Consider the following 23032-nt stretch of genomic DNA (forward strand, 5'->3'; position numbering starts at 1 on the left):
TAGGGTCGCCGCATGCGTCGGCGACTTCTCAGGCAACTTGCTCGGCTCCTCGCAGCCGCGGTGCTGGCGAGTGCGACGCACGCGGAGTCGCGCGTCGATCTCGCGGGAGTTCGCGCCGCGCCGCTGCGCGATCGTCGCGTGGCCGACTCGCTGAGCGACGCAGCACGCGAGCCGCGCGCGCTGCGCATCGACACGCAGCCCAGCGGCGTCCGCGTCGAGATCGCGTACCTGCGCGACGGCGTCGAGCTCGCGCGCGGCGCGGGGGAGTCGCCGCTGATCGCGCAGCTGCCGGCGCTCGCGCGCGCGGGTGAGCGAGATCGGCTGCGCGTGCGCGCCGACTCGGCGGGCTTCAGCTCGGTGGTGCGAACGCTCGCTGCGCGCAGCGCCGAGCCCGTGCTGCACGTCGAGCTCGAGCCGCTCCCGCCGCGCGAGCTTCGGGTCTCGCTGCTCGAGCTCGGCGACGTCGCGGAGCTGCGCATCGCGAGCGATCGCGCGCTCCGTGTGAGGCTCGCCGGAACGCCGCGCGGCGACCGACTCGTCTTCACCGGCGCCGCACGCGAAAGCGCGTTCGCCGCTGCGCTCGAGGCGCTGCACGGCGCTGCGCTCGCGAGCGCGCGCGCGAGGCCGCTCGGCGCGGACCTCGCGCTCGAGCTGGAGCGTGCGCCGAGCCACGCGAGCCACGAGCTGCGCCTGACCGCGCACGCGGCTACCGGCGGCGGACACGAGATCATCGCGCGCTGGATCCCGCCCGATCGCGGCGCCGCGCTGCGCCGTGCAGCGTCGCGCGCGCTGGAGCCTCTGACGGCGCACGAAGTGACGGGCTGTGCGCTCGCGTTCGAGCGCGAGCTCCGCGCCGCCGTCGGGCTCGACTCGATCGCGCGCGCGCTCGCGGGCGAGCAGCGCTTCGCGCGCGAGCTGAGCGCGCTCGCGCTGCAGCGAGTCGCCGAGCTCTCGCCCCGCGGCGAGCTCGGGCTCGTCGACGGCGCGCGGCTCGATCCCGCGCGCGCGCTCGAACGCGAGGTCGCGCTCGCGCGCGTCGCCGAGGTGAATGGCGCGCTCGCCGCGATTCGCGCGCTTGCGAACGGGCTCGCGTCCGCCGGCGCTGAGTCGCGCGCGCTGCACGCGTGGCTCGCGCCCGATCTACCGAGCGAGGCGTTCGCGTCGGCGCTCGCGCGAGCCGCGGCCGCAGAGCGAGCCTGCGCGCCCGCGCAATGACGACTTCGCCCCGTGGTCCCGCGGACGAACCCCATGCACGAAGACGATCGCTCTCGCCTCCCGCGCGAGCGCCTGCTCGCTCACGGCGCCGCGCCGCTGAGCGACGCGGAGCTGCTCGCGCTGTTGCTGCGCACCGGAGCGCGCGGGCGCTCGGCAACTGATCTCGCGAGCGAGCTGCTCGCGAGCGCGAGCCTCAGCTCGCTCGCGCTGGCCGCGCCTGCAGAGCTCGCGCGCATCGCAGGGATCGGCCCTGCCAAGGCGGGCAGCGTGCTCGCCGCGCTCGAGCTGGGCCGGCGCGCCGCGGCCACGCCGCTGCGCCGCGGCGACCGCATCGCGAGTCCTGAGGACGTCCATCGGCACTTTCACGCGCGGCTTCGGGATGCGGTCGCGGAGCAGTTCCACGTCGTGCTCCTCGACGCGCGGCATCGCGTGATCCGCAGCGTGCTCGCCTCGCAGGGCACGCTCACCGCGAGCCTCGTGCACCCACGCGAGGTGTTCCGTCCCGCGCTGCGCGAAGCGGCGGCTGCAATCGTGCTCGTGCACAACCACCCGAGCGGCGACCCGACTCCGAGCCCCGAAGACCGCGAGCTCACGCGCCGCCTCGCGAGCGCGGGCAACCTGCTCGGGGTTCCGGTGCTCGACCACGTGATCGTGGCCGAGCGCGGCTTCGCGAGCCTGCGCGAAGACGGCGAGATCGCGCCGCCACCGCGCGACCCGTGACCCAAGCGGCGACGCGCAGGTGCGAGCCGACGCGCAGCTGGCGCAGTCAAGTCCGCGCGAGTCCTCTCCGAAAAGCGGGCCATGGCTCGCCAGGTCACTCACACGGACCGCCGCCGCTCGCGCCGCGAGGGAGCGGAGATCTCCGTTCAGTACGAGAGCGTCGACGAGCTGTTCAGCGAGTTCACGCGCGACATCAACGAAGGGGGCGTCTTCATCGCGACCGAGCGCCCGCTCGATCTCGACGAACCGGTCTCGCTGAGCTTCCAGCTGCCGGGCGGTGAGCGCGCGATTCGCGTCTCCGGTCGCGTCGTGCGCGTGCAGACGAAGGACGACGACGGTGTCGCTGGCATGGCGGTCGAGTTCGAAGCGCTCGACGCCACCGCGCGCCGCGCGATCGACGACCTCGTTCGCAGCTTGCGCCGCTAGAGAGAACGCGCCGTCGCGCTGAGCCGTGCGCTCGCCCGGTAGCTAGAACGGGATCTCGTCGTCCGCGGGCGGCGGGCCGCCGTCGAAGCCGCCGCCAGCACTCATTCCGCCGCTGCCCTGGCCTCCGCCTTGGCCGCGCGGTGCACCACCACCACCGCCGTCGCGTCCGCCACCGATGAACTGCACGGTGTTCGCGACGATCTCGGTCGTGCGCTGCTTCTGCCCCTCTTTGTTCTCCCACTCGCGCGTCTGGAGGCGGCCTTCGATGTAGACCGTGCGCCCCTTCGAGAGGTACTGCGCGCACAGCTCGGCCGTGCGGCCCCACGCGACGATGCGGTGCCACTCGGTGCGCTCCTCGCGTCCGCTGCCGTCCTTCTTGTTCCACGAATCGCTCGTCGCGATCGAGAAGTTCGCGACCGGCTGGCCGCTCGGCGTGTATCGCAGCTCGGGATCGCGCCCGAGGTTTCCAAGCAGAATGACTTTGTTGACGCTGGCCATTTCGTTTCTCCGACGGAACTCGGGGTGTAAGCGGCATCTTGGTTGGCCGCGCGAGGGGCGTCAAGCAAGGACGCTAGGATCGCGCGCCAATTCGCATGTTCTATTTCGTCCGCTTCTGTCTGATCGCGCTCTACACCGTCTTCTGGGGAGCGCTTGCGACCGTGGTCGCGCCGTTCAGCGGCGAAGCGATCGTGTGGATCGGGCGCAATTGGATCCGCTGGATCTTCGCGACGAGCCGCATCGAGGTGCAGGTCGAGGGGCTCGAGCACGTGCGCGCGACGCCGTGCGCCGTCTACATGTCGAACCACCAGAGCGTGCTCGACATCGGCGCGATCATCGAAACGCTGCCCGTCTCGTGGCGCTTCGTGGCGAAGAAAGAGCTGACTTACGTGCCGTTCTTCGGCTGGGCACTCGCGCTGTCCGATCAGATCGTGATCGACCGCGGCAACCGGCGGCGCTCGGTCGAGAGCCTGCGGCGCGCGGCGGAGCGCGTTCGCGCCGGCGCGAACGTGATCATCTTCCCGGAAGGGACCCGCAGCCCGGACGGGAAGCTCCAGCCCTTCAAGAGCGGCGGCTTTCACCTCGCGGTCGACGCCGGCGTCCCGGTGATTCCCGTGACGGTGTCCGGCAGCGCTGCGCTCACGCCCAAGCACTCGCTGAAGGTGCTCTCGGGCCCCGTGAAGGTCGTGTACGGCGCGCCGATCCCCATCGCGGGCCCGCATGCGCGCGATCGCGAGGCGCTCAAACAGCGTGTCGCTGCGGCGATCGAAGCGGGATACGACGCGGAGTTGCAACGGAATCGTTGACGCTCGCTCGCCGCGCTGGGTAGGCTGCGCGAGTTGCCCATCGCGGGGGTGAGGGGCGCATGGCCAAAGCAGCGGCCGCACGCAAGACACGTGCGCGCGCGTCCTTCCTGGGCGCGCCGGGCGGCGGAGTTGCGCGCGAAGCAGGCGGCGTCCTGCTCGCGGGCTTCGTCGCGCTCGCAGCGGTCGCGCTTTGGAGCTACTCGCCGTCGGACGCGGTGCTCGAGTGGACCCACGTCGAGAACCGGGCGAGCGTCGCGGGCGCCACGGTTGCGGGCCTGCTGCACCGCTTCGCCGGAGTCGCCGCGTGGGGCGTGGTCATGGCGCTCGGTGCGGTCGCGGCATCGCTGCTCACGGCCGGACGCCTCGCGATTCCGCGCCATCTCTGGATCGCCGGCGGCGTCGCGTGGGGAGCGATCGCGACGCTCGCGTCCGTGCTGCCGATGCTCTCGCCGGAGCAGTTCGCGGGCGTGTCGGGTGGCTGGGTCGGCGGCAGCCTCGCGGGGATCGAGTCGCTGCTGATCAGCACCTACGGCGCCTTCCTCGTGAACGCGCTCTTGCTCGCGGTCGGGCTCGCGGGCTTCGCAGGTGTACCCGCGGGCGAAGCGCTCGCGGCGCTCGCGCGCGGCGGCGTGTCGGCTTCGCGCATCGCGGGGCGCGGCGCGCTCGCGTTCGGAGGCTGGGCGCACCGCATGGCGTTCGCGGGCGCCGACGCAGCGCAGCGCGGCTGGACGCAGCTCGAAGTCTGGCGCGAGCGGCGTGCGCGGCGCGAACGCGTCGAGGAGACGCGCGAGCAGCTCGCAGGTGCGGAGGAAGCGGCGGCGCCCCCGGTCGCGATCGCAGGCGAAGAGCCGCTCGCCCCCGCGGTTGCGGCAGAAACGCCGGCGCCCCCCGCGCGCCCGCGTGGCGCTGCGCCGGCGATCGTCGATCACGCGCGCGAGCGCAAGCGCGAGCCCGAGCAGGAGACGTTCACGTTCGCAGAGCCGACGTCGCTCGGGCCCTACGAGGCGCCCGACGTTGCGGAGACCTTCCAAGCGCCGCCCGAGAACGCGCGCAAGTACGACCGCGAGAGCTTGATCATGAACTCGCGGATCCTCGAGAAGAAGCTCGCGGACTTCGGCGTGATGGGCCGCGTGGTCACGGTGCACCCCGGTCCCGTGATCACGATGTACGAGTTCGAGCCGGCGCCGGGCGTCAAGGTCAACCGCATCACGAACCTGTCGGACGACCTCGCGCTCGCGCTGCGCGCGCTCTCGATCCGGATCATCGCGCCGATTCCGGGCAAGAGCGTCGTCGGCATCGAGGTGCCGAACGCGGAGCGCGAGACCGTCTACATCCGCGACTTGCTCGAGGCGCGCTCGTTCCGCGGCGCACCGAGCAAGCTCACGCTCGCGCTCGGCAAGGACATCTTCGGCAACCCCGTCGAGGCCGACCTCGCGACCATGCCGCACCTGCTCGTGGCCGGCGCCACCGGCACGGGCAAGAGCGTGTTCCTCAACTCGCTGCTGTGCTCGATCCTGGTCCGAGCCACGCCCGACGAAGTGAAGCTGCTGCTCGTCGACCCGAAGCTGCTCGAGCTCTCGATCTACGAGAAGATTCCGCACCTGATCGCGGACGTCGTCACGAACCCGAAGCGCGCGTCGGCCGCGCTGCAGGGCATCGTGCTCAAGATGGAGGAGCGCTACCAGCAGATGGCGGCGCTCGGCGTCCGCAACATCGCGCAGTTCAACGCGCGCGTGGACGAGGCGAAGGCGGCGGGCATGAGGACGTACCGCCTGCGCCCGAAGCCCGGCGAGGCGGAGGGGCGCGAGGTCGAGTACGCGCGCATTCCGTACATCGTGGTCGTGATCGATGAGCTCGCGGACCTGATGGTCGTCTCCGCGAAGGATGTCGAGGAGTCGCTGCAGCGCCTCGCGCAGATGGCGCGCGCCTCGGGCATTCACCTCGTGCTGGCGACGCAGCGGCCGAGCGTCGACGTCCTCACCGGCATCATCAAGGCGAATTTTCCGGCGCGCATTTCGTTCCAAGTGTCGTCGCGCACCGACTCGCGGACGATTCTCGACCAAGGCGGCGCCGACCAACTGCTCGGACAAGGCGACATGCTGTTCCTCCCGCCCGGCACCTCGAAGCTCGCGCGCCTGCACGGCCCCTACGTGAGCGAGCGCGAGGTGACGAAGCTCGTCGAGCACCTGCGCCGCCAAGGCGCGCCGAAGTTCGACGAGGAGTTGTTACGGATCCCCGAGGAGGCGGAAGAGGGCGGCGAAGCGATCGATCCCGAGGACGTGGACGAGCACTACGACATGGCCGTGCGCATCGTCGCCGAGACGCGCAACGCATCGATCTCGTATCTCCAGCGTCGGCTCAAGGTCGGGTACAACCGCGCCGCGCGCATGATCGAGCAGATGGAGCGCGAGGGCGTGGTCGGTCCGCAGATCGGCGTGCGCCCGCGCGAGGTGTTCATCGCGCCGATCGGCGAAGACGCCGATGCCTGACACGCGCACGCTGCGGGCCTGCTCGCTCGCCGTGATCCTCGCCGCGGTCAGCGCGAGCGCTGCAGGTGGCGACGACGCGGCGCAATCCGCGCCAGCACCGAAGCAAGCGCCCGCCAAGCCCGCGCAGCCTGCGCCGCCGAAGCCGGCCGCCCCCGCGGACTGCGCGGCTCAGATGACCGCGCGCGTACAGGCGCGTTACGACCGCATGCGCGACCTCGAGGCGCGCTTCACGCAGCGCACGATCAGCCAGCTCTCGCCCGCGGGCGACGTCTCGACCGGTCGCGTCGCGCTCGCGAAGCCCGGCAAGATGCGCTGGAGCTACGAGGCGCCGGAGCCGAGCCTGGTCGTGAGCGACGGCAGGACGCTGTGGATCTACGACGCCGTCGCGCGCGAAGCGCAGAAGCTCGCGGTCGGCGAGCAGTTCATGTCCGGCGCCGCGTTCCAGTTCTTGTTAGGCGACGGCCGCATCGCGGACAGCTTCACGGTGCGCGCTGCGGACTGCGGCGCGGCGCGGGTGAAGCTCGTGCTGACGCCGAAGGGCGATGCCACGTACGAGCACCTCGAGCTCGTCGTCGACGCAGCGAGCGCGGAGGCGCAAGCGACGTCCGTCGTGGACCTGTTCGGGAATCGCACCGAGGTCGAGTTCAGCGAGATTCGTTACGACCGCGCGCCCGGCGCGAGCGTGTTTCAGTTCACGCCCGAACCCGGTGTGCGCGTGATCGAGCTCGACGCCCCTGCGAGCTGACACGCAGCTTTCTCGACACCGCGTCGGAAACTCGGCGCTCTCGATCCGTCCGCGCACGACCTCGCATCTTCGAGTGGCACCCCGCGCGCAGGCCATCGGCAACTTCGCGCGGCGCGCTTGCCGCTGCGCGCGAGACGCGCGCTCGATGCGCTGCGGCTTTGCGCCGCGAGTGTTTGCAGATGAAGTTGCGCATCGCCGAGCGTTGACACTCGAAAACCGCATTCGTAGATTCGCCATTCACCGAAAGTCACGAAAAAACGGGCACTTGGGCGAGCCTTCGCACTTCGAAGCGGAGCCCGGGCAAGCTCGTCGAAGGGACGCAGCGAGGCGCCGCGAGTGATTAGGGCGAGCGGCGCCTGCCGCGGAGTGCGGGACGCGATGACGAGGCGGAGCATCGACACCCAGAGGAGCGACGAGGCGCGACGCGAGCGTCGCGCGGCACATGCCTTGCACAACGCTGTGCCTACCGCCCGCGTCGTGCGCGCGGCCCTCGAAGTGGAGAGTTCGCGATGAGCGAGTTCGACGAATCTGGACGCAGCAGCCGTGGATTCTTGCGCCGCTTCGGCCCCGGGCGCGATGGCGAGGCCGAGGGAGAGCGCGAGCGGGAGCGCACGATGGCGCGCTCGCTCCAGGAGGAGGCCGAGGATCTGCGCGAGGCGCTGCGCTTCTTCGGCGGCGATTCCGCCGAGTTCCGCCGCCGCCTCGATCGCATCCTCGCGGAGTACGAGGCGCAGCGCCGGCGCGCGACGTTGCTGCGCGATCAGCTCGGCGACGCCGAGCGCCAGAACGAGAAGCTCGTCGCGACGCTGCAAGAGGCGAAGCAGCAGATCGAGCTGCTGAAGGAAGAAGTCGACAAGCTGTGCGCGCCGCCGAACGGCTACGGCGTGTTCATCCGCAGCAACAAGGACAGCACGGCGGAGATCATCGTCGACGGCAAGGCGATGCGCGTGAACGTGCATCCGAACGTCGACACCACGACGTTCGAGGAGGGTCAGCTCGTCGTCCTCAACGAGGCGTTCAACGTGGTCGAGGGCTCGGGCTTCACGCAGCGCGGCGAGATCGTCTCGATCTCCGAGATTCTCGGCGACGGCCGCGCGGTGGTGCTCGGGCACACCGACGACGAGCGCGTCGTGACGCTCGCTTCGCCGCTGCGCCGCGAGCGCCTCAAGGTCGGCGACAACCTGCTCGTCGACACGCGCACGCAGTACGCGTTCGAGAAGATGCCGAAGAGCGCGGTGGAAGAAGTCGCGCTCGAGGAAGTTCCGGACGTCACCTACGACCAGATCGGCGGCCTCGGCGAGCAGGTGCAGATCCTGCGCGACGCGATCGAGCTGCCGTATCTGCACCCCGACGTGTTCGCGGAGCACAAGCTCCATCCGCCGAAGGGCATCCTGCTCTACGGGCCGCCCGGCTGCGGCAAGACGCTGATCGCGAAGGCCGTCGCGAACTCGCTCGCGAAGCGCATCGAAGAGCGCAGCGGCCGCCAGACGCCCGCGTACTTCCTCAACGTGAAGGGCCCAGAGCTCCTCAACAAGTACGTCGGCGAGACCGAGCACAAGATCCGCGAAGTCTTCAAGCGCGCGCGCGAGAAGGCGAGCGAAGACGTGCCGGTGGTGATCTTCTTCGACGAGATGGACTCGCTGTTCCGCATGCGCGGATCGGGCATCTCCTCGGACATGGAGGCCACCGTCGTCGCGCAGTTCCTGAGCGAGATCGACGGCGTCGAGTCGCTGAAGAACGTGATCGTGATCGGCGCGAGCAACCGGCAGGACCTGATCGATCCCGCGGTGCTGCGCCCGGGCCGCCTCGACCTCAAGGTGAAGGTGAGCCGCCCGGACAAGCAGGCCGCGTTCGAGATCTTCACGAAGTACTTCACGCCGGATCTGCCCATGCACGCGTCGATGACGTCGCGCTACGGCAGCGACCTCACGAGGGCCTGCGAGCAGATGCTGCGCGAGACGATCGAGAAGATGTACTCGACGGGCGACGACAACAAGTTCCTCGAGGTCACGTACGCGAAGGGCGAGCGCGAGATCTTCTACTTCAAGGACTTCTCGAGCGGCGCGATGATCGAGAACATCGTGGCGCGCGCGAAGAAGATGGCGGTGAAGCGGTTGATCGACGCGGGCGAGCGCGGCATCAAGATCGACGACCTGCACACGGCGGTGCGGGACGAGTTCAAGGAGAACGAGGATCTGCCCAACACCACCAATCCTGACGACTGGGCGCGCATCTCCGGCCGCAAGGGCGAGCGCATCATCAACGTGCGCACGCTCATCACGGGAATCAGCCGGAAGGAACGCTCCATCGAGAACGTCGACTCCGGTCAGTACCTGTAAGCGGCGGGCGGCTCGTGCCCGTCACCCGGAGTTCGTGGAGCGCCGATGGCGATACCGAAGGTGATGGGCACCGAGATCGAGTTCGGAATTGCGGTCCAGAACGACCGCGATTTCGACCCGATCTCGAGCTGCGTGCTGCTGGTGAACGCGTACCGCGAAGATCGCCTCGCGGGCATCCTGTGGGACTACGACCAGGAGAATCCCCTCGCCGACGCGCGCGGCTTCCAGGTCGACGGCGAGAAGTACACGCCGAACCAGCAAGAGAACATCGCGCGCAACAAGACGCTCGAGAACGGCGCGCGTTACTACGTCGACCACGCGCACCCCGAGTACTCGTGCCCGGAAGTGACGAACCCGCGCGAGCTCGTGATTCACGAGAAGGCCGGCGAGCGCGTGATCGAAATCTCGCGCCGCGAGGCGACGCAGCTGCTTCCCGCCGGAACGCAGCTGCTCGTGCACAAGAACAACAGCGACCACAAGGGCAACAGCTACGGCTCGCACGAGAACTACTTGATGGACCGGCGCACGTCCTTCAAGCAGATCGTCGAGCACCTGATGCCGTTCTTCGTGACGCGCCAGGTCTACGCGGGCGCGGGCAAGGTGGGCAGCGAGAACCGCGCGCATCCGTGTCTGTATCAGCTCTCGCAGCGCTCGGACTTCTTCGAGACGGAAGTGGCGCTCGACACGATGGTGAAGCGCCCGATCATCAACACGCGCGACGAGCCGCACGCCGACCGCGAGAAGTATCGGCGGCTGCACGTGATCGTCGGCGACTCGAACATGAGCGAGTACACGATCTGGCTGCGCCAAGGTGTTACGGCGATCGTGCTCTCGATGATCGAGGACGGCGCGATCGACCGCGACCTCACGCTGCGCGATCCGGTTCGCGCGATCAAAGAGGTGTCGCACGACATCTCGCTGAAGCGAACGATCGAGCTCAACTCGGGCAAGAAGCTCAGCGCGGTGCAGCATCAGCGCGAGTTCTACGCGCTCGCGAAGAAGTATCAGGCTGCGCGCGAGCTGCCGGCTTGGGCGCCCGAGATCATGGATGCGTGGCTCGACGTGCTCGACGCGCTCGAGCGCGATCCGCGCGAGCTCGCCGATCGCCTCGACTGGGTGGCGAAGCAGGCGATGATCGAGGCGTTCCTGGAGCGCAAGGGGCTCGATTGGGAATCGCCGCAGGCGCAGATGCTCGACCTGCAGTTCCACGACGTGCGGCCCGAGAAGGGCCTCGCGTATCTGCTCGAGCGGCAAGGCAAGCTGCGCAGGCTCGTCAGCGACGACGAGATCGTGCGCGCGATCACCGAGCCGCCCGAGGACACGCGCGCGTACTTCCGGGGTCAGTGCCTCAAGCGCTACGGTGAAGCGGTGTTCGGCGTGAACTGGGATTCGATCTCGTTCGGCATCGGCGACGAGCCGATCAAGCGAGTGATGATGGCGGAACCGCTCAAAGGCTCGATGAAGCACGTCGAAGAGTTGCTCGACCGCTCGCCGACGGCGGCCGAGCTCGTGCGCAACCTGCGCACCTGACCTCCGAGGAGAACACCATGATTCGCCGAAAGCACTCTCTCGCGAACGACGCGGACCTCGCGGGCTTCGGCGTCGCGCACGCCGCCGAGCAGCAGCAGAAGCAAAAGCAGGGCGGCGGCGAGGGTGAGGGCGGCGCACCGTCCGGCGAAGGCGGCAAGAAGCTCGCCAAGAAGGGCGAGGCGCTGAAGGAAGAGATGGACTCGCTGATGGACGAGATCGACAACGTGCTCGAAGAGAACGCCGAGGAGTTCGTGAAGAACTACGTCCAGCGAGGCGGCGAGTAGGTAGGCCGGAACGCCGCGAGCGGCCGCGGGGGGCGAGCCGAGCGCGGTGTTCGAACACGCTGGAGGGGGCGTGCAGTTCTGGGATGGCTACAAGGGCTCGAGCTTCCTCGAGCTTCTCGCGACGGATCATCCGCAGCTGCGGCCTGATCTCGGCGGCTTGATCTCGCAGATCGGCGCTGCGCCGAACGTTCCGCACGGCACGACCTGCCTCGGTCTTCGCTACGGCGACGGCGCGCTCGTCGCGGCCGATCGGCTTGCGACGATGGGTTATCAGGTCGCGAGCCGCGAGATCGAGAAGCTCTGGGTCACGGACAACACCTCCGTGATGGCGATCGCCGGCGCCGCGGGCCCCGCGATCGAGATGGCGCGCCTGATCGCCGTGCAATTCGAGCACCGCGAGAAGATCGAGGGCGAGCCGCTCGAGCTCGAGGGCAAAGCCAACACGCTCTCGCAGCTGATCCGGCAGAACCTGCCCGCCGCGATGCAAGGCCTCGCCGTGGTGCCGCTGTTCGCGGGCTACGACGCGCGTCGTCGCACGGGCCGCGTCTGGAAGTACGAGATCACCGGCGGACGCTACGAAGAGCGCGAGTACGAGTGCGTCGGCTCGGGCTCGATCTTCGCGCGCGAGTCGCTGAAGAAGAGCTTCCGCGCCGAGTCCTCGCGCGCCGACGCCGTGCTGATGGCGATCGAGGCGCTGAAGGACGCCGCGGACGAAGACCGCGCGACCGGCGGAGTCGACCTCGAGCGCGGCATCTTCCCGCGCGTGAAGACCTGCACCGCGCGCGGCGTCGAGGACGTCTCCGACGACGAGATCGCGCAGGCCTACCAGCAAGTGCTCGAACGCCGCCGCCGCCCGCGCGGTTGAGGCGTCGAGCCGACGCAACTCCAACATCGCCCGTAACAAGAGGACCACGCCCCGCCCGAACGCGGCTCGAGAAGCCGCAAGCCGACCGAGCGAGCCCGCTCGCTCCGTCGGCGCGCAGCGAGGCGAAGCCGAGCGGAGAATCGTAAGAGATGGCGTTTCCGTTCTACGTGAACCCGGAGCAGATGACCGCCGAGAAGGCGGAGTACGCGCGCAAAGGCATCGCGCGCGGGCGATCGATCGTGACGCTCGAGTTCGGCGGCGGCGTGCTGATGGTCGGCGAGAATCCGCTCAAGCTGCAGAAGGTCGGCGAGATCTACGACCGCATCGCATTCGCCGGCGTCGGCAAGTTCAGCGAGTTCGATCGGCTGCGGAAAATGGGCATCCAGTGGGCCGACGTGGAGGGCTTCCGCTTCAGCCGCGACGACGTGCGCGGCAAGGCACTCGCGAACCTCTACTCGCAGGTGCTCGGCGAAGAGTTCACGCGTTCGATCAAGCCGTTCGAAGTGGAGATCGTGGTCGCGGAGGTCGGCGACGAGAATCTCGCGGGCCACGAGAAGAACGCGCTCTACAAGATCGGCTTCGACGGCACGATCCAGGACCAAGAAGGCTTCATCGTGATCGGCGGCAGCGTCGACAACCTCCAGAGCCACATGAACACGCACTTCCGCGCGGGCCTCTCGCTCGGCGCCGCGTTGAAGCTCGGCCGCGACGCGCTGCAGCGCGCAGAGAACGGAAACCCCGACCTCGGCGCGCGGCACCTCGAAGTCGCGCTGCTCGATCGCGCGCGCACCGGCCGCAAGTTCCGCCGCCTCGCGCAGAACGAAATCTCCCAGCTCCTGTCCTGACGGCGCGCGCCCGCAGCGCAGCGGCAACTTCGCTGCGATGCTGTGCAAGTCGCCCGCGCGACGTGCCGATGAGCGATGGGTACATTCGCCAAACCGGGGCGAGGGTCTGTGCAAAAGCGCATCTACGGCGTCGAGACCGAGTACGGAATCATCTTCACGCCCGAGGGGCGGAAGACGCTGCCCGTCGAGAAGGCGATCCGCTTCCTGTTCGAGAAGCTGATCACCACCGAGCACTTCCTCAACGTCTTCCTCGAGAACGGCGCGCGCTTCTACCAGGACACTGGCTGCCACCCCGAATACGCGACGCCCGAGTGCGCGTCGCCGCGCCAGCTGATCGTGTACGACAAGGCCGGCGAGCGCATTCTCGAAGAGCTGCAGGACTACGCCGAAGAAAAGATCCGCGAGGAGCGCATCGCGGGGAAGCTCTCCATCTTCAAGAACAACACCGACTTCGTCGGCAACAGCTACGGCTGCCACGAGAACTACCTCGTCGACCGCGACGTCGACTTCTACTACCTCGCCGAGCAGCTGATCCCGTTCCTCGTGACGCGCCAGATCTACGCCGGCGCGGGCAAGGTGTTCCAGACGCAGGAAGGCGTGCATTACTGCGTCAGCCAGCGCGCGCAGCACATCTATCAGAAGATCAGCGGCACCACGACGAACGACCGCTCGATCATCAACACGCGCGACGAGCCCCACGCCGACCGCGAAAAGTTCCGCCGCCTGCACGTGATCGTGGGCGACTCGAACATGTCGGAGTACACGAACTTCCTGAAGATCGGCGCGTGCGCCGTCGTGCTCCAGATGATCGAGGACAACTACATCAACAAGGACTTCACCCTGCGCAATCCGGTGAAGGCCATCAAGGACATCTCGTACGACACGACTTGCAAGCGCAAGCTGCGCCTCGACAACGGGCGCGAGTATTCGCCGATCGAGATTCAGCGCGAGTACTGCGAGATGGCGCAGAAGTACGTCGAGCAATACCCGGTCTCCGACGAGCTGAAGCAGTCGGTCGTGATGTGGCAGCACGTGCTCGACTGCCTCGACACCGACCCCGACAAGCTCGATCGCCAGATCGACTGGGTGATCAAGCGGCGCCTGATCGAGAACTGGATCCAGGGCCACGACTCGCGCTGGAGCGATCCGCGCGTGTTCATGCTCGATCTGCAGTACCACGATCTGCGCATGAACCGCGGGCTCTACTACTTGTTGGAGCGCAAGGGCGCGGTGGAGCGAATTCTCACCGACGAAGAAGTGGACAAGGCGAAGACCGAGCCGCCGCCGGATACGCGCGCGAAGATGCGAGGCGAGTTCATCAAGCTCGCGCGCCAGAACGGGATCCAATACGACCTCGACTGGTCGAACATCCGCCTCGGCAACCTGCTGAACGTGCGCGTGATCTGTAACAACCCGTTCGAGACGGATACCGAGAAGGTCGCCGAGCTCGTGCGCACGATTCAGAAGACGAACCTCAGGAAGACATCGTTGAGCAAGCTCGTGATTCAGAGCTGATGCGCGATTCCGAGTACTGACGGTCTTCGAGGTTCGCTTTTCTCCTCGTTGACTCCGCAAACCGCTCCGCGGACTCCGCGGTTTGCTGCGCGCTTCGCTTGCGGCCTCGGCCGACTCGCTTGGGAGTAGCGTTCGGCTTCGGGGTTGATCTGGCGGCTCGGCGAACGCGTCGCGCGGTTGAAAGACTCACCGAGGCGGGCATCCATTGCAGCGGCTCCGCCGTTGCATCGAAGCGGAGTTGGTCGCGCGCATCACGCGTACGCAAGTTGCGTGCATCGCTTGCGCATGCGCGGTTGCGCTCCGACGGAGCGTGGCGGCTGGCTGCGTGATGGCTCGCACCGACGGAGTGCGTGAGCGGGCGCGGGTCGCAGTGGGGCGGCAGAAAAGTCGCGCTGAGCGAGCAGCGAGCGCTCAACTCGCGGCGCATCGCGCCGATACGGAACGAGGCCGGAGCGCTGCGCCTTCACTCCGAGAGGATTTCATGCTCGACTCGCTGATGGGGTGGCTCTCGAACGATCTCGCCATCGATCTCGGCACGGCGAACACGCTCGTGTACGCGAAGGGCAAAGGTCTCATCTGTTCGGAGCCGTCCGTGGTGGCGGTGACGTCGGATCCGACGGGGCGCGGCGACAAGGTGCTCGCGGTCGGCCACGAAGCGAAGGAGATGCTCGGGCGCACGCCGGGCTCGATTCGCGCGGTGCGCCCGATCAAGGACGGCGTGATCGCCGACTTCGAGATCACCGAAGCGATGCTCCGCTACTTCATCGCGCGCGCCAACAACAAGCGCCGCCTGGCGCGCCCGCGCATCGTGATCTGCGTGCCGCCCTGCATCACCAGCGTCGAGAAGCGCGCCGTGCGCGAGTCCGCGATGTCGGCCGGCGCGCGCGAAGTGTTCTTGATCGAGGAGCCGATGGCCGCGGCGATCGGCGCCGGCCTCGACGTGACCGCACCTACGGGCAACATGGTCGTCGACATCGGCGGCGGCACCACGGACGTCGCCGTGATCTCGCTCTCCGGCATCGTCTGCTCGCGCTCGATCCGCTGCGGCGGCGACGCGATGGACGAGGCCGTCATCAACTACGTGAAGCGCAAGTACAACATGCTGATCGGCGAGCGCACCGCGGAGTCGGTGAAGATGGCGATCGGCACCGCTTCGCCGACGGCGAAGACCGAGACGATGGAGATCAAGGGCCGCGACCTCGTCGCCGGCATCCCGAAGGTCGTCGTCACCACCAGCGAAGAGATCCGCGAGGCGCTGCAGGAGCCGCTCGCGCAGATCGTCGAGACCGTGCACCTCACGCTCGAGCGCACGCCCCCGGAGCTCGCGGCCGACATCGTCGATCGCGGCATCATGCTCGTCGGCGGCGGCTCGATGCTGAAGGATCTCGACACCGTGCTGCGCCAGGAGACGAAGCTGCCGATTCTGCGCAGCGAGGATCCGTTCACGGCGGTCGTCTACGGCGCTGGCAGAGCGCTGGACAACCTGGATCTGCTGAAAGAGGTCGCGATTCCGTAGGCGCGTGTGACCCCGGGCGGGGACTGCCTCGTCCAGATTCCCCGTGCTTCGCCCGCCTCCGCGCCCTCCGGCCCGCTGCGCGCCGAGTTACGCATCAGGCTCTCGCCTGCGCGGCGCTCGCGGCTTGCTGCACACACCCTGCTCCGCGCCGAACTGATCTGGTTCCGCAACGACGACGCGGGTGCGCACGACGAGGTCCTCGCGTACACCGCCGGCCGGCGCACGCTCAGAGGCGCGATCCCGTTGCGTCGTGATACTAATGCCGCCGGGAGGTCGACCATGACGACCGGTGCCGAGGGCTCTGCTCTCCCGTGGGTCGAGGCCATCGCCCGTTCCTTCGAGCCGATTGCGTTCGACGCCTTCCACCGCGATCGGCTGCCCGCGCTCGTCGCGCGCCACGGCTCCCTCGTCGCTCGGGACCTCGACGGCGCCGCCCCGCTCGCGTTTCGCGTCGGCTCTGGCGCGGCGTACACCTGGTTGCCGTCGCCCGATGGTCTGCGCGTCGCCGTCGGCGATGCGGCCGCCGAGACCGTCGTCGCGCTCGACGAGCGAGTCTTCTCGGAGTTCGTCCACCAGCTGGTCACGGCCTCGGGTGCCGTCATGACAGGGCGCGCGTCGCTCGTGCGCGGGAGCCTGGCGGGCTGGCAGCGCTTCGAGCCCGCGCTCCAGTCGCTGTGCGAGGGGCGCGAGATCTACGGCCCTCGCGTCTGGGAGACCCTCGTCGACCGCGACGGCAAGCCGCTCGACCTGCGCCGCCGCTTCTCGGTCGACGACGACCGCGAGGAGCTGCGCCACTTCTTCGAGGTGGCGGGCTATCTGCATCTGCGCGCCGTGTTCCGCCCCGACGAGGTCGAGCGATTCGGGCGCGAGGTCGAGCACGCGAGGTCGAAGACGACACCGGGGGATCCGTTCTCGTGGTGGTCCGTCGACGCGAGCGGGCGCGAGGTGGTGACGCGAATCAACTACCTGGGCCGGCACTCGCCCGAGCTCCAGGCACTCTCCCACGATCCGCGGCTGGCGCGTTTTGCGCGGCTCGCCGGCGAGACGCTCCGCGTCTGCGACGACCGGCTCGATGGGCCGATGGTCTTCATCAAGAACTCGAACGTCGTCAAAGGCAACGGCGATCTCGGCTGGCACGTGGACGATGGAATCGGGGGCCACCAGGTGATGTGCCCGCTGATCCAGGCAGGCATCCAGCTCGATCGCGCCAATCCCGAGAACGGCCAGCTCAAGGTGCTCGCCGGCTCCCATCGCTACTCGAAGCATTGGATCGGCTGGGGCGAGGAAGGCAACTTGCCGGACGTCGCTCTCGAGACCGAGCCCGGCGACCTCACGCTCCACTTCGGCGATGCCATGCACGCACACGACGCCGCCAACGACCGGACCGGACGCCGGTCGGCGAGCGCTCTACTACAAGTTCGCCGAGCCGAAGACCTTCGATTGGATTCCGGCAGCCTGTCACTACAACGACGCGCTCTTCCGGCCGGACGCCAGCGGCCGGACGGCGAGTCGAGCCGCGACAGAAAACTGACCCGCGAACGAGGCGATCGCGGCCTCCCGTCGCTCTCCGTCCGCACGGCGCGTAGCGCGGCGAGAGAACGCGCCCTCAACGCCTCTCGCGCCTCAGCTGCCAGCGGTTCACGGCGTTCACGTGGTCGCGGTAGTTCGTCGTGAACTCGTGCGTGCCGTCGCCGCGCGCAACGAAGAAGAGGAACTCGACGCCGGGTGTCGGCTCCACCGCGGCGCGCAGTGAGGCGAGGCCGGGGTTGGCGATCGGGCCCGGGGGCAGCGCGGGGATGCGGTAGGTGTTGTACGGGTTGGTTTCGTCTTCGAGGTGGATGCGGCGCAGGTTGCCGTCGAAGTTCGGGATGCCGTAGATCACCGACGGGTCGGTCTCGAGACGCATGCGCTTGCCGAGTCGGTTGTGGAAGACGGCGGAGATCAGCGGGCGCTCCTCGGGCGCGCCCGTCTCCTTCTCGATCAGCGAGGCGAGGATCACGACGTCGCGCTTCGCCATGCCGCGCTTCTGAGCGAGCGGCGCGACTTCAGCCCAGGCGCGATCGAACTGCGCGAGCTGCGCCTCGATCACTTCGCGCGCGCCGGCGCCGCGCGGGAAGCGATAGGTCTCGGGAAACAGGAAGCCCTCGAGCGTGTCGCCGGGCACGCCGTGTTCTTTCGCGACCGCCGGGTCGCGCGCGAGCGTGGCGTAGTCGCTCGCTGAACCGAAGCCTGCGTCGGCGACGCGCTGCGCGATCTCGACGAGCGTGAGGCCCTCGGGGATCGCGACGCCGTGCAGGCGCACACGGCCCGAGACGAGCAGGTCGAGCACCGCGCGCGCGTCGAGCCCGGGCTCGATCTGGTACTCGCCGACCTTGAGCGCGCCGTCTTTCTTCTCGATGCGCGCGAGCCAGCCGAACGCGCGCGCGTCGCGGATCACGCCCTGCGCTTCGAGCTGCGCGGCGACGGAGCGAAACGAGGCGCCGCTCGGCACCTCGACGATCGCGGCTTCGCTGCGCCCCGGCGCGCGGAGGGACTCGCGCCACCAGCGCTGCGCGACGACGACAGCGAGCGCAGCGCCGAGCAGCACGAGCAGCGCCAGTGCGGCGAGCGCGCGCTTCACGAGCGAGGCTCGTCGCGCTTCGGCTGCGCCCCGCCGCGCTCCAGAAAGCTCCGCAGCAAGAGCGTCGCCGCGATCGCGTCGACCTCGCCGCGCTCGCGCTTCTTGCTCGTGCGTCCCATCTCACCGAGCGCGCGCTCGGCTTCGCGCGAAGTCCAGCGCTCGTCCTGAAGCTCGACGCGCACGCCAGTTTTTTTCGCGAGCTCGGCCGCGAAGCGCTGCGCCGCCTCCGCCTCGGGCCCGCGGCGCCCGTTCATGTGGATGGGCAGGCCGACGACCACGCACTCGGCGCCGCGCTCCTTCACGAGCGCGGCGATCGCAGCGACGTCCTTCGCCGCGCCGCGGCTCTCGACCGCGCCGGCGGGGAACGCGATGCGCGCGTCGGGATCGGAGACCGCGAGGCCGATTCGCTTCGAGCCGAGGTCGATGCCGAGCACGACCACGGCGGTCAGCGCTGCGCGCTGCGCGCGACCGCCTCGGCGCGGCGATCGAGCGCGCGCTGAGCGGCCTTGCGCAGCGGCTCGTCGCGCGACTGCAGTGCCTCGGCCAGCAGCGTGACGGCCTGGTCGCCGGGCACGCTGGAGAGCGCCGTCGCCGCGGCCACCTTCACGTCTTTCAGCCAGCGCCCCGTGAGGCCCGCCTTGCGGTGCATCAGCGAGCCGAAGATCACGTTCGCTTCGGGCCGCCCGAGGCGGCCGAGCGCGCGCACGATCTCCTTCGCCAGCTCGATGTCCTTCGTTTCGAGCGCGCGCTCGAGCGCGTGGCCGAGCGGCGCCACCGCTTTCGGGCTCGCGGTTCCGGCGAGGTGCTGCACCGAAGAGATCACGACGCTGCGCTCGCTGCGCAGGCCGCGCGCGAGGCCCGCCACCGCGTCCTCCGTGCCGATGCGCACGAGCGCGCGCGCAGCCTCCTCGCGCAGCACCGGATCAGCGCCGACCGCGAGGTCCGAGAGGCGCGGCACGGCGGCGGGATGCTGCAGCATGCCGAGCACGTGCGCGGCGCTGCGCGCGATCGCGGTATCGGGGCGATCGAGGCGATTCAACAGCTCCGGGGCAGCGCGCTCGCCGAGCGCGAGCAGCAACGGAATGATGCGCTCGCGCTGAATCGGCTCGGGGTAGGCGGGCATGCGATCGAGCACCGCCGCGGCCGCGGGCTCGCCCACGAGCGCGATGACCTGCGCGGCGCGCACCTGCTCGGTTCCGCTGCCGCGTGCGGTGCGCTCCAGCAAGTCGCTCAGCGCTGGCCCCATCACGAGCGGCGTGAGGAAGCCGCGCGCGCTCTCGCTGAGGCGCTGCTCCTTCGTCTCCACGTGCTCGGCGAGCACGCCGATCAGGCGAAACATCACGTCCGCGTCGCGCGCGCGCTCGGCTTCCGTGACCGCGCGGCGCATGCCGTCGATGTAGGAGCTCGGGCTCGCGCACTCGTCGAGCTCGCTCAGCAGCTCGTCGAGCGGCGAGAGCGCCGGCTCGTTGCCGAGCGGCTCGGTGTCCGAATCGGGATCCGCGAGCGCCTGCGGCTGCGGCGGCGGGGCCGCCGCCTGCGCCACCGGCGAGACGTGCGGCGGTGTCTCCGCTGCGGCGGGTGCTTCCGGCTCCGCGGCGATGCCGATCGGCACCCACGCGCGCAGGCGCTCGACGAACGCGTCGCCGCGCAGCCCGCGCGCGTTCGCGTCGGTCAGCAGGTGGGCGAAGCCTGCGAGCGCGTCGCCGTCCATCTCGGGGTCGAAGCGCAGCACGCGGAGCTGGCGCAGGCGGAGCTCGCCGAGGATCTCGCTGAGGCGATCGTGCTTCAGCAACCCGCTCGCGCCTTCCTCGCGGAAGCCGTCGGCCTCGATTTGCAGCGCGAGGGGGCCCGTGCGGGCGAGGTCGCTGCGCCAAGTGCGCAGGCAGCGCTCGAATGCGGCGGTGAGCTTCGGGTCGCCCGGCACGAGCAGCGTGCGCGCCTTCACGATGCTCGCGAGCTCGAGCAGCAGCACCGCGAGCTCGGGCGCAGTTCGGCCCGCAGATGCGGCGGCGCTCGCTGTGCGCGTCATCGTTCCCCCCGAAACGTCGCGAAGCCGCGCGCATTCTGACGCGAGATTGCGACGCGCGCTTGACGCATCGCTTCTCCGTCGGAGAAACTCGCGCGATCGAGTTCCCCCACTCGGTCTCCCCGAAAATCCTCCGCGGTCCCGAAGCGGAGTCCATCATCGAAACGAAAAGTGGAGATCGCCCGGCGCAGCCCCGGGCGTTCGTTGCGCTCGCGCTCGCGACGGGGCTCGGCATCGGCTTCGCGCCGTTCGCGCCGGGAACTTTCGGCTCGCTGCTGGCTGCAGCGATTTTCGTGTTACTTTCGCAGTCGATCTGGGGCGTGATCGGCGTGTGGGGGGCGAGCGTGGGGCTCGGAGTCTGGGCGGCCGGCGAGGCGCAGCGCGCATTCGGGCGCGAGGACGACTCGCGCATCGTGATCGACGAGATCGCGGGCCAGCTGCTCGCGCTCGCGCCGCTGCTCGCGTTGCCCGCAGCGAGCCGCGGAAATTTCTTCGCGCTTGTGACCGCATTCGTCGCATTCAGGCTGTTCGATATCTGGAAACCGGGGCCGGTCGGCGCCGCAGAGAAACGATTCCAAGGAGGGCTCGGCGTGATGGCGGACGATCTCGTCGCAGGCGCGCTCGCGGCTGCGGTCGTAGCCGCGCTGGTCGCGGGCGGGGTGCTCGCGTGAAGGCCGAGGTCCTCACGATCGGCGACGAGCTGCTGCGCGGCGAGATCGTCGACTCGAACAAGTCGTTTCTCTCCGAGAAGCTGCTCGGCATCGAGGTCGAGACGCGCTTTCACGCCTCGGTGAACGACGACCCCGCCGACATGCGCGACGCGTTTCTGCGCGCGGCGGATCGCAGCGAGATCGTGCTCGTCTCGGGCGGCCTCGGTCCGACGCGGGACGACCTCACGGTGGAGGTGCTCGCGCAGACGTTTGGGCGCGCGCTCGTGCAGCACGAGCCTTCGCTGCGCCGCATCGAGGAGTTCTTCGCACGCAACCAGCGCGCGATGTCGCCGAGCAACGCGAAGCAGGCGCTCGTGCCGGAGGGCTGCGAGGTGCTGCCGAATCCGGTGGGCACCGCGCCGGGCTGCATGCTCGACGTCGGGCGCGCCGTGTTCTTCTGCATGCCCGGAGTGCCGCGCGAGCTGTATCGCATGATGGAAGAGCAGGTGCTGCCGCGCGTCGCTGCGCGGCTCGGCGGAAGCCGCGGCGTGATGCGCGCGGCGCTGCTGCGCACCTTCGGGCTCGGCGAGTCGAACCTCGAGGACACGCTCGCCGATGTCGGCCGCGAGGAGGGCGTGATCCTCGGCTTCCGCACCGCGTTTCCCGACAACTTCCTGCGCCCCGTCGCGCGCGCGAAGACGGCCCCGGAAGCCGACGCGAAGCTCGCGCGCGCGAGCGCAGCGATCGAGGCGAAGCTCGGCCCGCTCGTCTACACGCGCGGCGATGAGACGATGGAGTCGGTCGTGGGCCGCATGCTCGCGGAGCGCGGCCTCACGCTCGCGACCGCCGAGAGCTGCACCGGCGGTCTGATCGGCGCGCGCCTCACCGCGGTGGCCGGCTCCTCGCGCTACTACCGCGGCGGCGTGGTCGCCTACGCGAACGAGGCGAAGCGCGACTTGTTGGGCGTGTCCGAGGCGCTGCTGCGCGAGCACGGCGCCGTGTCCGCGCCGGTTGCGCGCGCGATGGCGGAAGGCGCCCGCGCGCGGCTCGGCGCCGACCTCGCACTCGCCACGACAGGCATCTCGGGCCCCGACGGCGGCACGCCAGAGAAGCCCGTGGGTCTCGTGTGGATCGCGCTCGCGTCGAAGGACGGAACCGAGGCAGAGCAGATGATCTTCCCGTTCGACCGCGAGCGGCACCGCGTGATCACGGCGCAAACCGCGCTCGACTGGGTGCGCCGCTCGCTGCTCGGTCTCCCGCGCTTGGTGCCGCGCTACGTGCGGGGAGCGACGCGATGAGCGTGCAATGGGAGCGCGAGTCGCTCGGGCCGTCGGCCCGAAAGAACGGCGCTGCCGTGCGCGCGTTCTTCGCGATCGGGCTCGGGGGGCAGCTCCGCGAGAGCACTGCGGCGCTCGCGCGCGACCTCGCGGCGCGGGTGGGCGGCGAGGGCGTGCGCTGGACTGCGCCGGACTCGTATCACCTCACGCTGCGCTTCCTCGGCAACGTGCCGAGCGCCGACGTCGCGCTGCTCGCCGAGCGTGCGCAGGACGCGCTCGCGCCGTGCGCGCCGTTCGTGCTCACGCTCGGCCCCGCGCTCGCGTTCCCGTCTGCGCGCCAGCCGCGCGTGATCGCGCTCGCGGCGCAACCGGAGGGCCCGCTCGCGGATCTCGCCGCGCGGCTCGAGAAGGTCGCGGTCGAGCTCGGCCTGGCGCCCGAGGAGCACGCCTTCCGCGCGCACCTCACGATCGGCCGCGTGCGCGCGCGCCGCGCGCCGAAGCTCGATGCGCCCGCGCCCGCCGGCGCACTCGAAGTGCGCGAGGTCGTGCTGTTCCGCACCGACCTCGCGCGCGAAGGCGCCCAGTACACGCCGCTCGCGACGCTGCCCCTCGGCGCGTCCGCGGCTCCGCTCTCACCCGGTTCCAACTGAGAAAACACCAAGGAGC

At 69.6% G+C, this 23032-nt stretch carries 20 protein-coding genes and 1 pseudogene; 17 read left to right on the plus strand and 4 right to left on the minus strand.

Annotated features, from left to right (window positions below; genetic code table 11):
• The first annotated feature begins 12 nt into the window (after nucleotides 1–12).
• The 3 genes from FJ091_00650 (at nucleotide 13) to FJ091_00660 (ending at nucleotide 2361) form a co-directional block, all read left to right on the plus strand.
• The gene (locus tag FJ091_00650; protein MBM4381852.1) at nucleotides 13–1215 is read left to right on the plus strand and encodes a hypothetical protein; all 1203 of its coding nucleotides are present in this window, start codon (nucleotides 13–15) and stop codon (nucleotides 1213–1215) included.
• Nucleotides 1216–1248: 33 nt separating this feature from the next.
• The gene (gene radC / locus FJ091_00655; protein ID MBM4381853.1) at nucleotides 1249–1935 is read left to right on the plus strand and encodes a DNA repair protein RadC; all 687 of its coding nucleotides are present in this window, start codon (nucleotides 1249–1251) and stop codon (nucleotides 1933–1935) included.
• Nucleotides 1936–2016: 81 nt separating this feature from the next.
• Nucleotides 2017–2361: a TIGR02266 family protein gene (locus FJ091_00660; GenBank protein ID MBM4381854.1), complete on the plus strand. Its 345-nt coding sequence runs from the start codon at nucleotides 2017–2019 to the stop codon at nucleotides 2359–2361.
• 42 nt (nucleotides 2362–2403) lie between these two features.
• Here the strand turns inward: FJ091_00660 and FJ091_00665 are convergent, their stop codons facing one another.
• Nucleotides 2404–2859: a single-stranded DNA-binding protein gene (locus tag FJ091_00665; protein MBM4381855.1), complete on the minus strand. Its 456-nt coding sequence runs from the start codon at nucleotides 2857–2859 to the stop codon at nucleotides 2404–2406.
• Nucleotides 2860–2954: 95 nt separating this feature from the next.
• Between FJ091_00665 and FJ091_00670 the strand changes: the two genes are divergently transcribed.
• From FJ091_00670 to FJ091_00720, 11 genes and pseudogenes are all read left to right on the plus strand, one after another.
• Nucleotides 2955–3665: a 1-acyl-sn-glycerol-3-phosphate acyltransferase gene (locus FJ091_00670; GenBank protein ID MBM4381856.1), complete on the plus strand. Its 711-nt coding sequence runs from the start codon at nucleotides 2955–2957 to the stop codon at nucleotides 3663–3665.
• 59 nt (nucleotides 3666–3724) lie between these two features.
• A complete protein-coding gene (locus tag FJ091_00675) occupies nucleotides 3725–6154 on the plus strand; it encodes a DNA translocase FtsK 4TM domain-containing protein (protein ID MBM4381857.1) in 2430 nt (809 codons plus the stop codon).
• Nucleotides 6147–6899: an outer membrane lipoprotein carrier protein LolA gene (locus FJ091_00680; protein MBM4381858.1), complete on the plus strand. Its 753-nt coding sequence runs from the start codon at nucleotides 6147–6149 to the stop codon at nucleotides 6897–6899. The genes FJ091_00675 and FJ091_00680 overlap by 8 nt, the downstream gene beginning before the upstream one ends.
• A gap of 614 nt (nucleotides 6900–7513) precedes the next feature.
• Nucleotides 7514–9238, plus strand: a complete 1725-nt coding sequence (gene arc / locus FJ091_00685) for a proteasome ATPase (GenBank protein ID MBM4381859.1) — start codon at nucleotides 7514–7516, stop codon at nucleotides 9236–9238.
• A gap of 63 nt (nucleotides 9239–9301) precedes the next feature.
• Nucleotides 9302–10768: a proteasome accessory factor PafA2 gene (locus tag FJ091_00690; GenBank protein MBM4381860.1), complete on the plus strand. Its 1467-nt coding sequence runs from the start codon at nucleotides 9302–9304 to the stop codon at nucleotides 10766–10768.
• A gap of 17 nt (nucleotides 10769–10785) precedes the next feature.
• Entirely contained in the window at nucleotides 10786–11052 is a 267-nt protein-coding gene (locus FJ091_00695) for a ubiquitin-like protein Pup (protein MBM4381861.1), read from the plus strand.
• 70 nt (nucleotides 11053–11122) lie between these two features.
• On the plus strand, nucleotides 11123–11917 hold the full coding sequence (gene prcB / locus FJ091_00700; GenBank protein MBM4381862.1) for a proteasome subunit beta: 795 nt from the start codon (nucleotides 11123–11125) through the stop codon (nucleotides 11915–11917).
• 149 nt (nucleotides 11918–12066) lie between these two features.
• On the plus strand, nucleotides 12067–12762 hold the full coding sequence (gene prcA / locus FJ091_00705; GenBank protein MBM4381863.1) for a proteasome subunit alpha: 696 nt from the start codon (nucleotides 12067–12069) through the stop codon (nucleotides 12760–12762).
• 108 nt (nucleotides 12763–12870) lie between these two features.
• Nucleotides 12871–14277, plus strand: coding sequence for a Pup--protein ligase (pafA, locus tag FJ091_00710; GenBank protein MBM4381864.1), 1407 nt, complete (start codon nucleotides 12871–12873; stop codon nucleotides 14275–14277).
• A 481-nt stretch (nucleotides 14278–14758) separates the two neighbouring features.
• The gene (locus FJ091_00715; protein MBM4381865.1) at nucleotides 14759–15793 is read left to right on the plus strand and encodes a rod shape-determining protein; all 1035 of its coding nucleotides are present in this window, start codon (nucleotides 14759–14761) and stop codon (nucleotides 15791–15793) included.
• Nucleotides 15794–16072: 279 nt separating this feature from the next.
• Nucleotides 16073–17324, plus strand: a pseudogene (locus FJ091_00720) (phytanoyl-CoA dioxygenase family protein).
• 75 nt (nucleotides 17325–17399) lie between these two features.
• On the opposite strand, the gene mltG reads toward FJ091_00720, so the two are convergent.
• The 3 genes from mltG to FJ091_00735 are packed head-to-tail and all read right to left on the minus strand — an operon-like array spanning nucleotide 17400 to nucleotide 20442.
• Nucleotides 17400–18413 carry an endolytic transglycosylase MltG gene (gene mltG, locus FJ091_00725; protein MBM4381866.1) on the minus strand — a complete coding sequence of 338 codons (1014 nt, stop codon included), beginning with the start codon at nucleotides 18411–18413 and terminating at the stop codon, nucleotides 17400–17402.
• Nucleotides 18410–18853 (minus strand): Holliday junction resolvase RuvX, encoded by a 444-nt coding sequence (ruvX, locus tag FJ091_00730; GenBank protein MBM4381867.1) that lies wholly within the window; start codon nucleotides 18851–18853, stop codon nucleotides 18410–18412. The genes mltG and ruvX overlap by 4 nt, the downstream gene beginning before the upstream one ends.
• A 5-nt stretch (nucleotides 18854–18858) precedes the next feature.
• Nucleotides 18859–20442 carry a HEAT repeat domain-containing protein gene (locus tag FJ091_00735; protein MBM4381868.1) on the minus strand — a complete coding sequence of 528 codons (1584 nt, stop codon included), beginning with the start codon at nucleotides 20440–20442 and terminating at the stop codon, nucleotides 18859–18861.
• A 59-nt stretch (nucleotides 20443–20501) separates the two neighbouring features.
• Here FJ091_00735 and FJ091_00740 point away from each other — a divergent pair, with 59 nt between their 5' ends.
• Genes FJ091_00740 through thpR form a run of 3 tightly spaced genes read left to right on the plus strand, consistent with a single transcriptional unit; the run spans nucleotide 20502 to nucleotide 23016 of the window.
• Complete coding sequence (locus FJ091_00740) at nucleotides 20502–21110, plus strand: phosphatidylglycerophosphatase A (GenBank protein ID MBM4381869.1); 609 nt, start codon at nucleotides 20502–20504, stop codon at nucleotides 21108–21110.
• Entirely contained in the window at nucleotides 21107–22387 is a 1281-nt protein-coding gene (locus FJ091_00745; GenBank protein ID MBM4381870.1) for a competence/damage-inducible protein A, read from the plus strand. Before FJ091_00740 ends, FJ091_00745 begins: the two co-directional genes overlap by 4 nt.
• The gene (gene thpR, locus FJ091_00750) at nucleotides 22384–23016 is read left to right on the plus strand and encodes an RNA 2',3'-cyclic phosphodiesterase (protein ID MBM4381871.1); all 633 of its coding nucleotides are present in this window, start codon (nucleotides 22384–22386) and stop codon (nucleotides 23014–23016) included. The genes FJ091_00745 and thpR overlap by 4 nt, the downstream gene beginning before the upstream one ends.
• Nucleotides 23017–23032 lie beyond the last annotated feature (16 nt).

The sequence above is a fragment of the Deltaproteobacteria bacterium genome, assembly GCA_016875395.1.
GTDB lineage: Bacteria > Myxococcota_A > UBA9160 > UBA9160 > UBA6930 > VGRF01.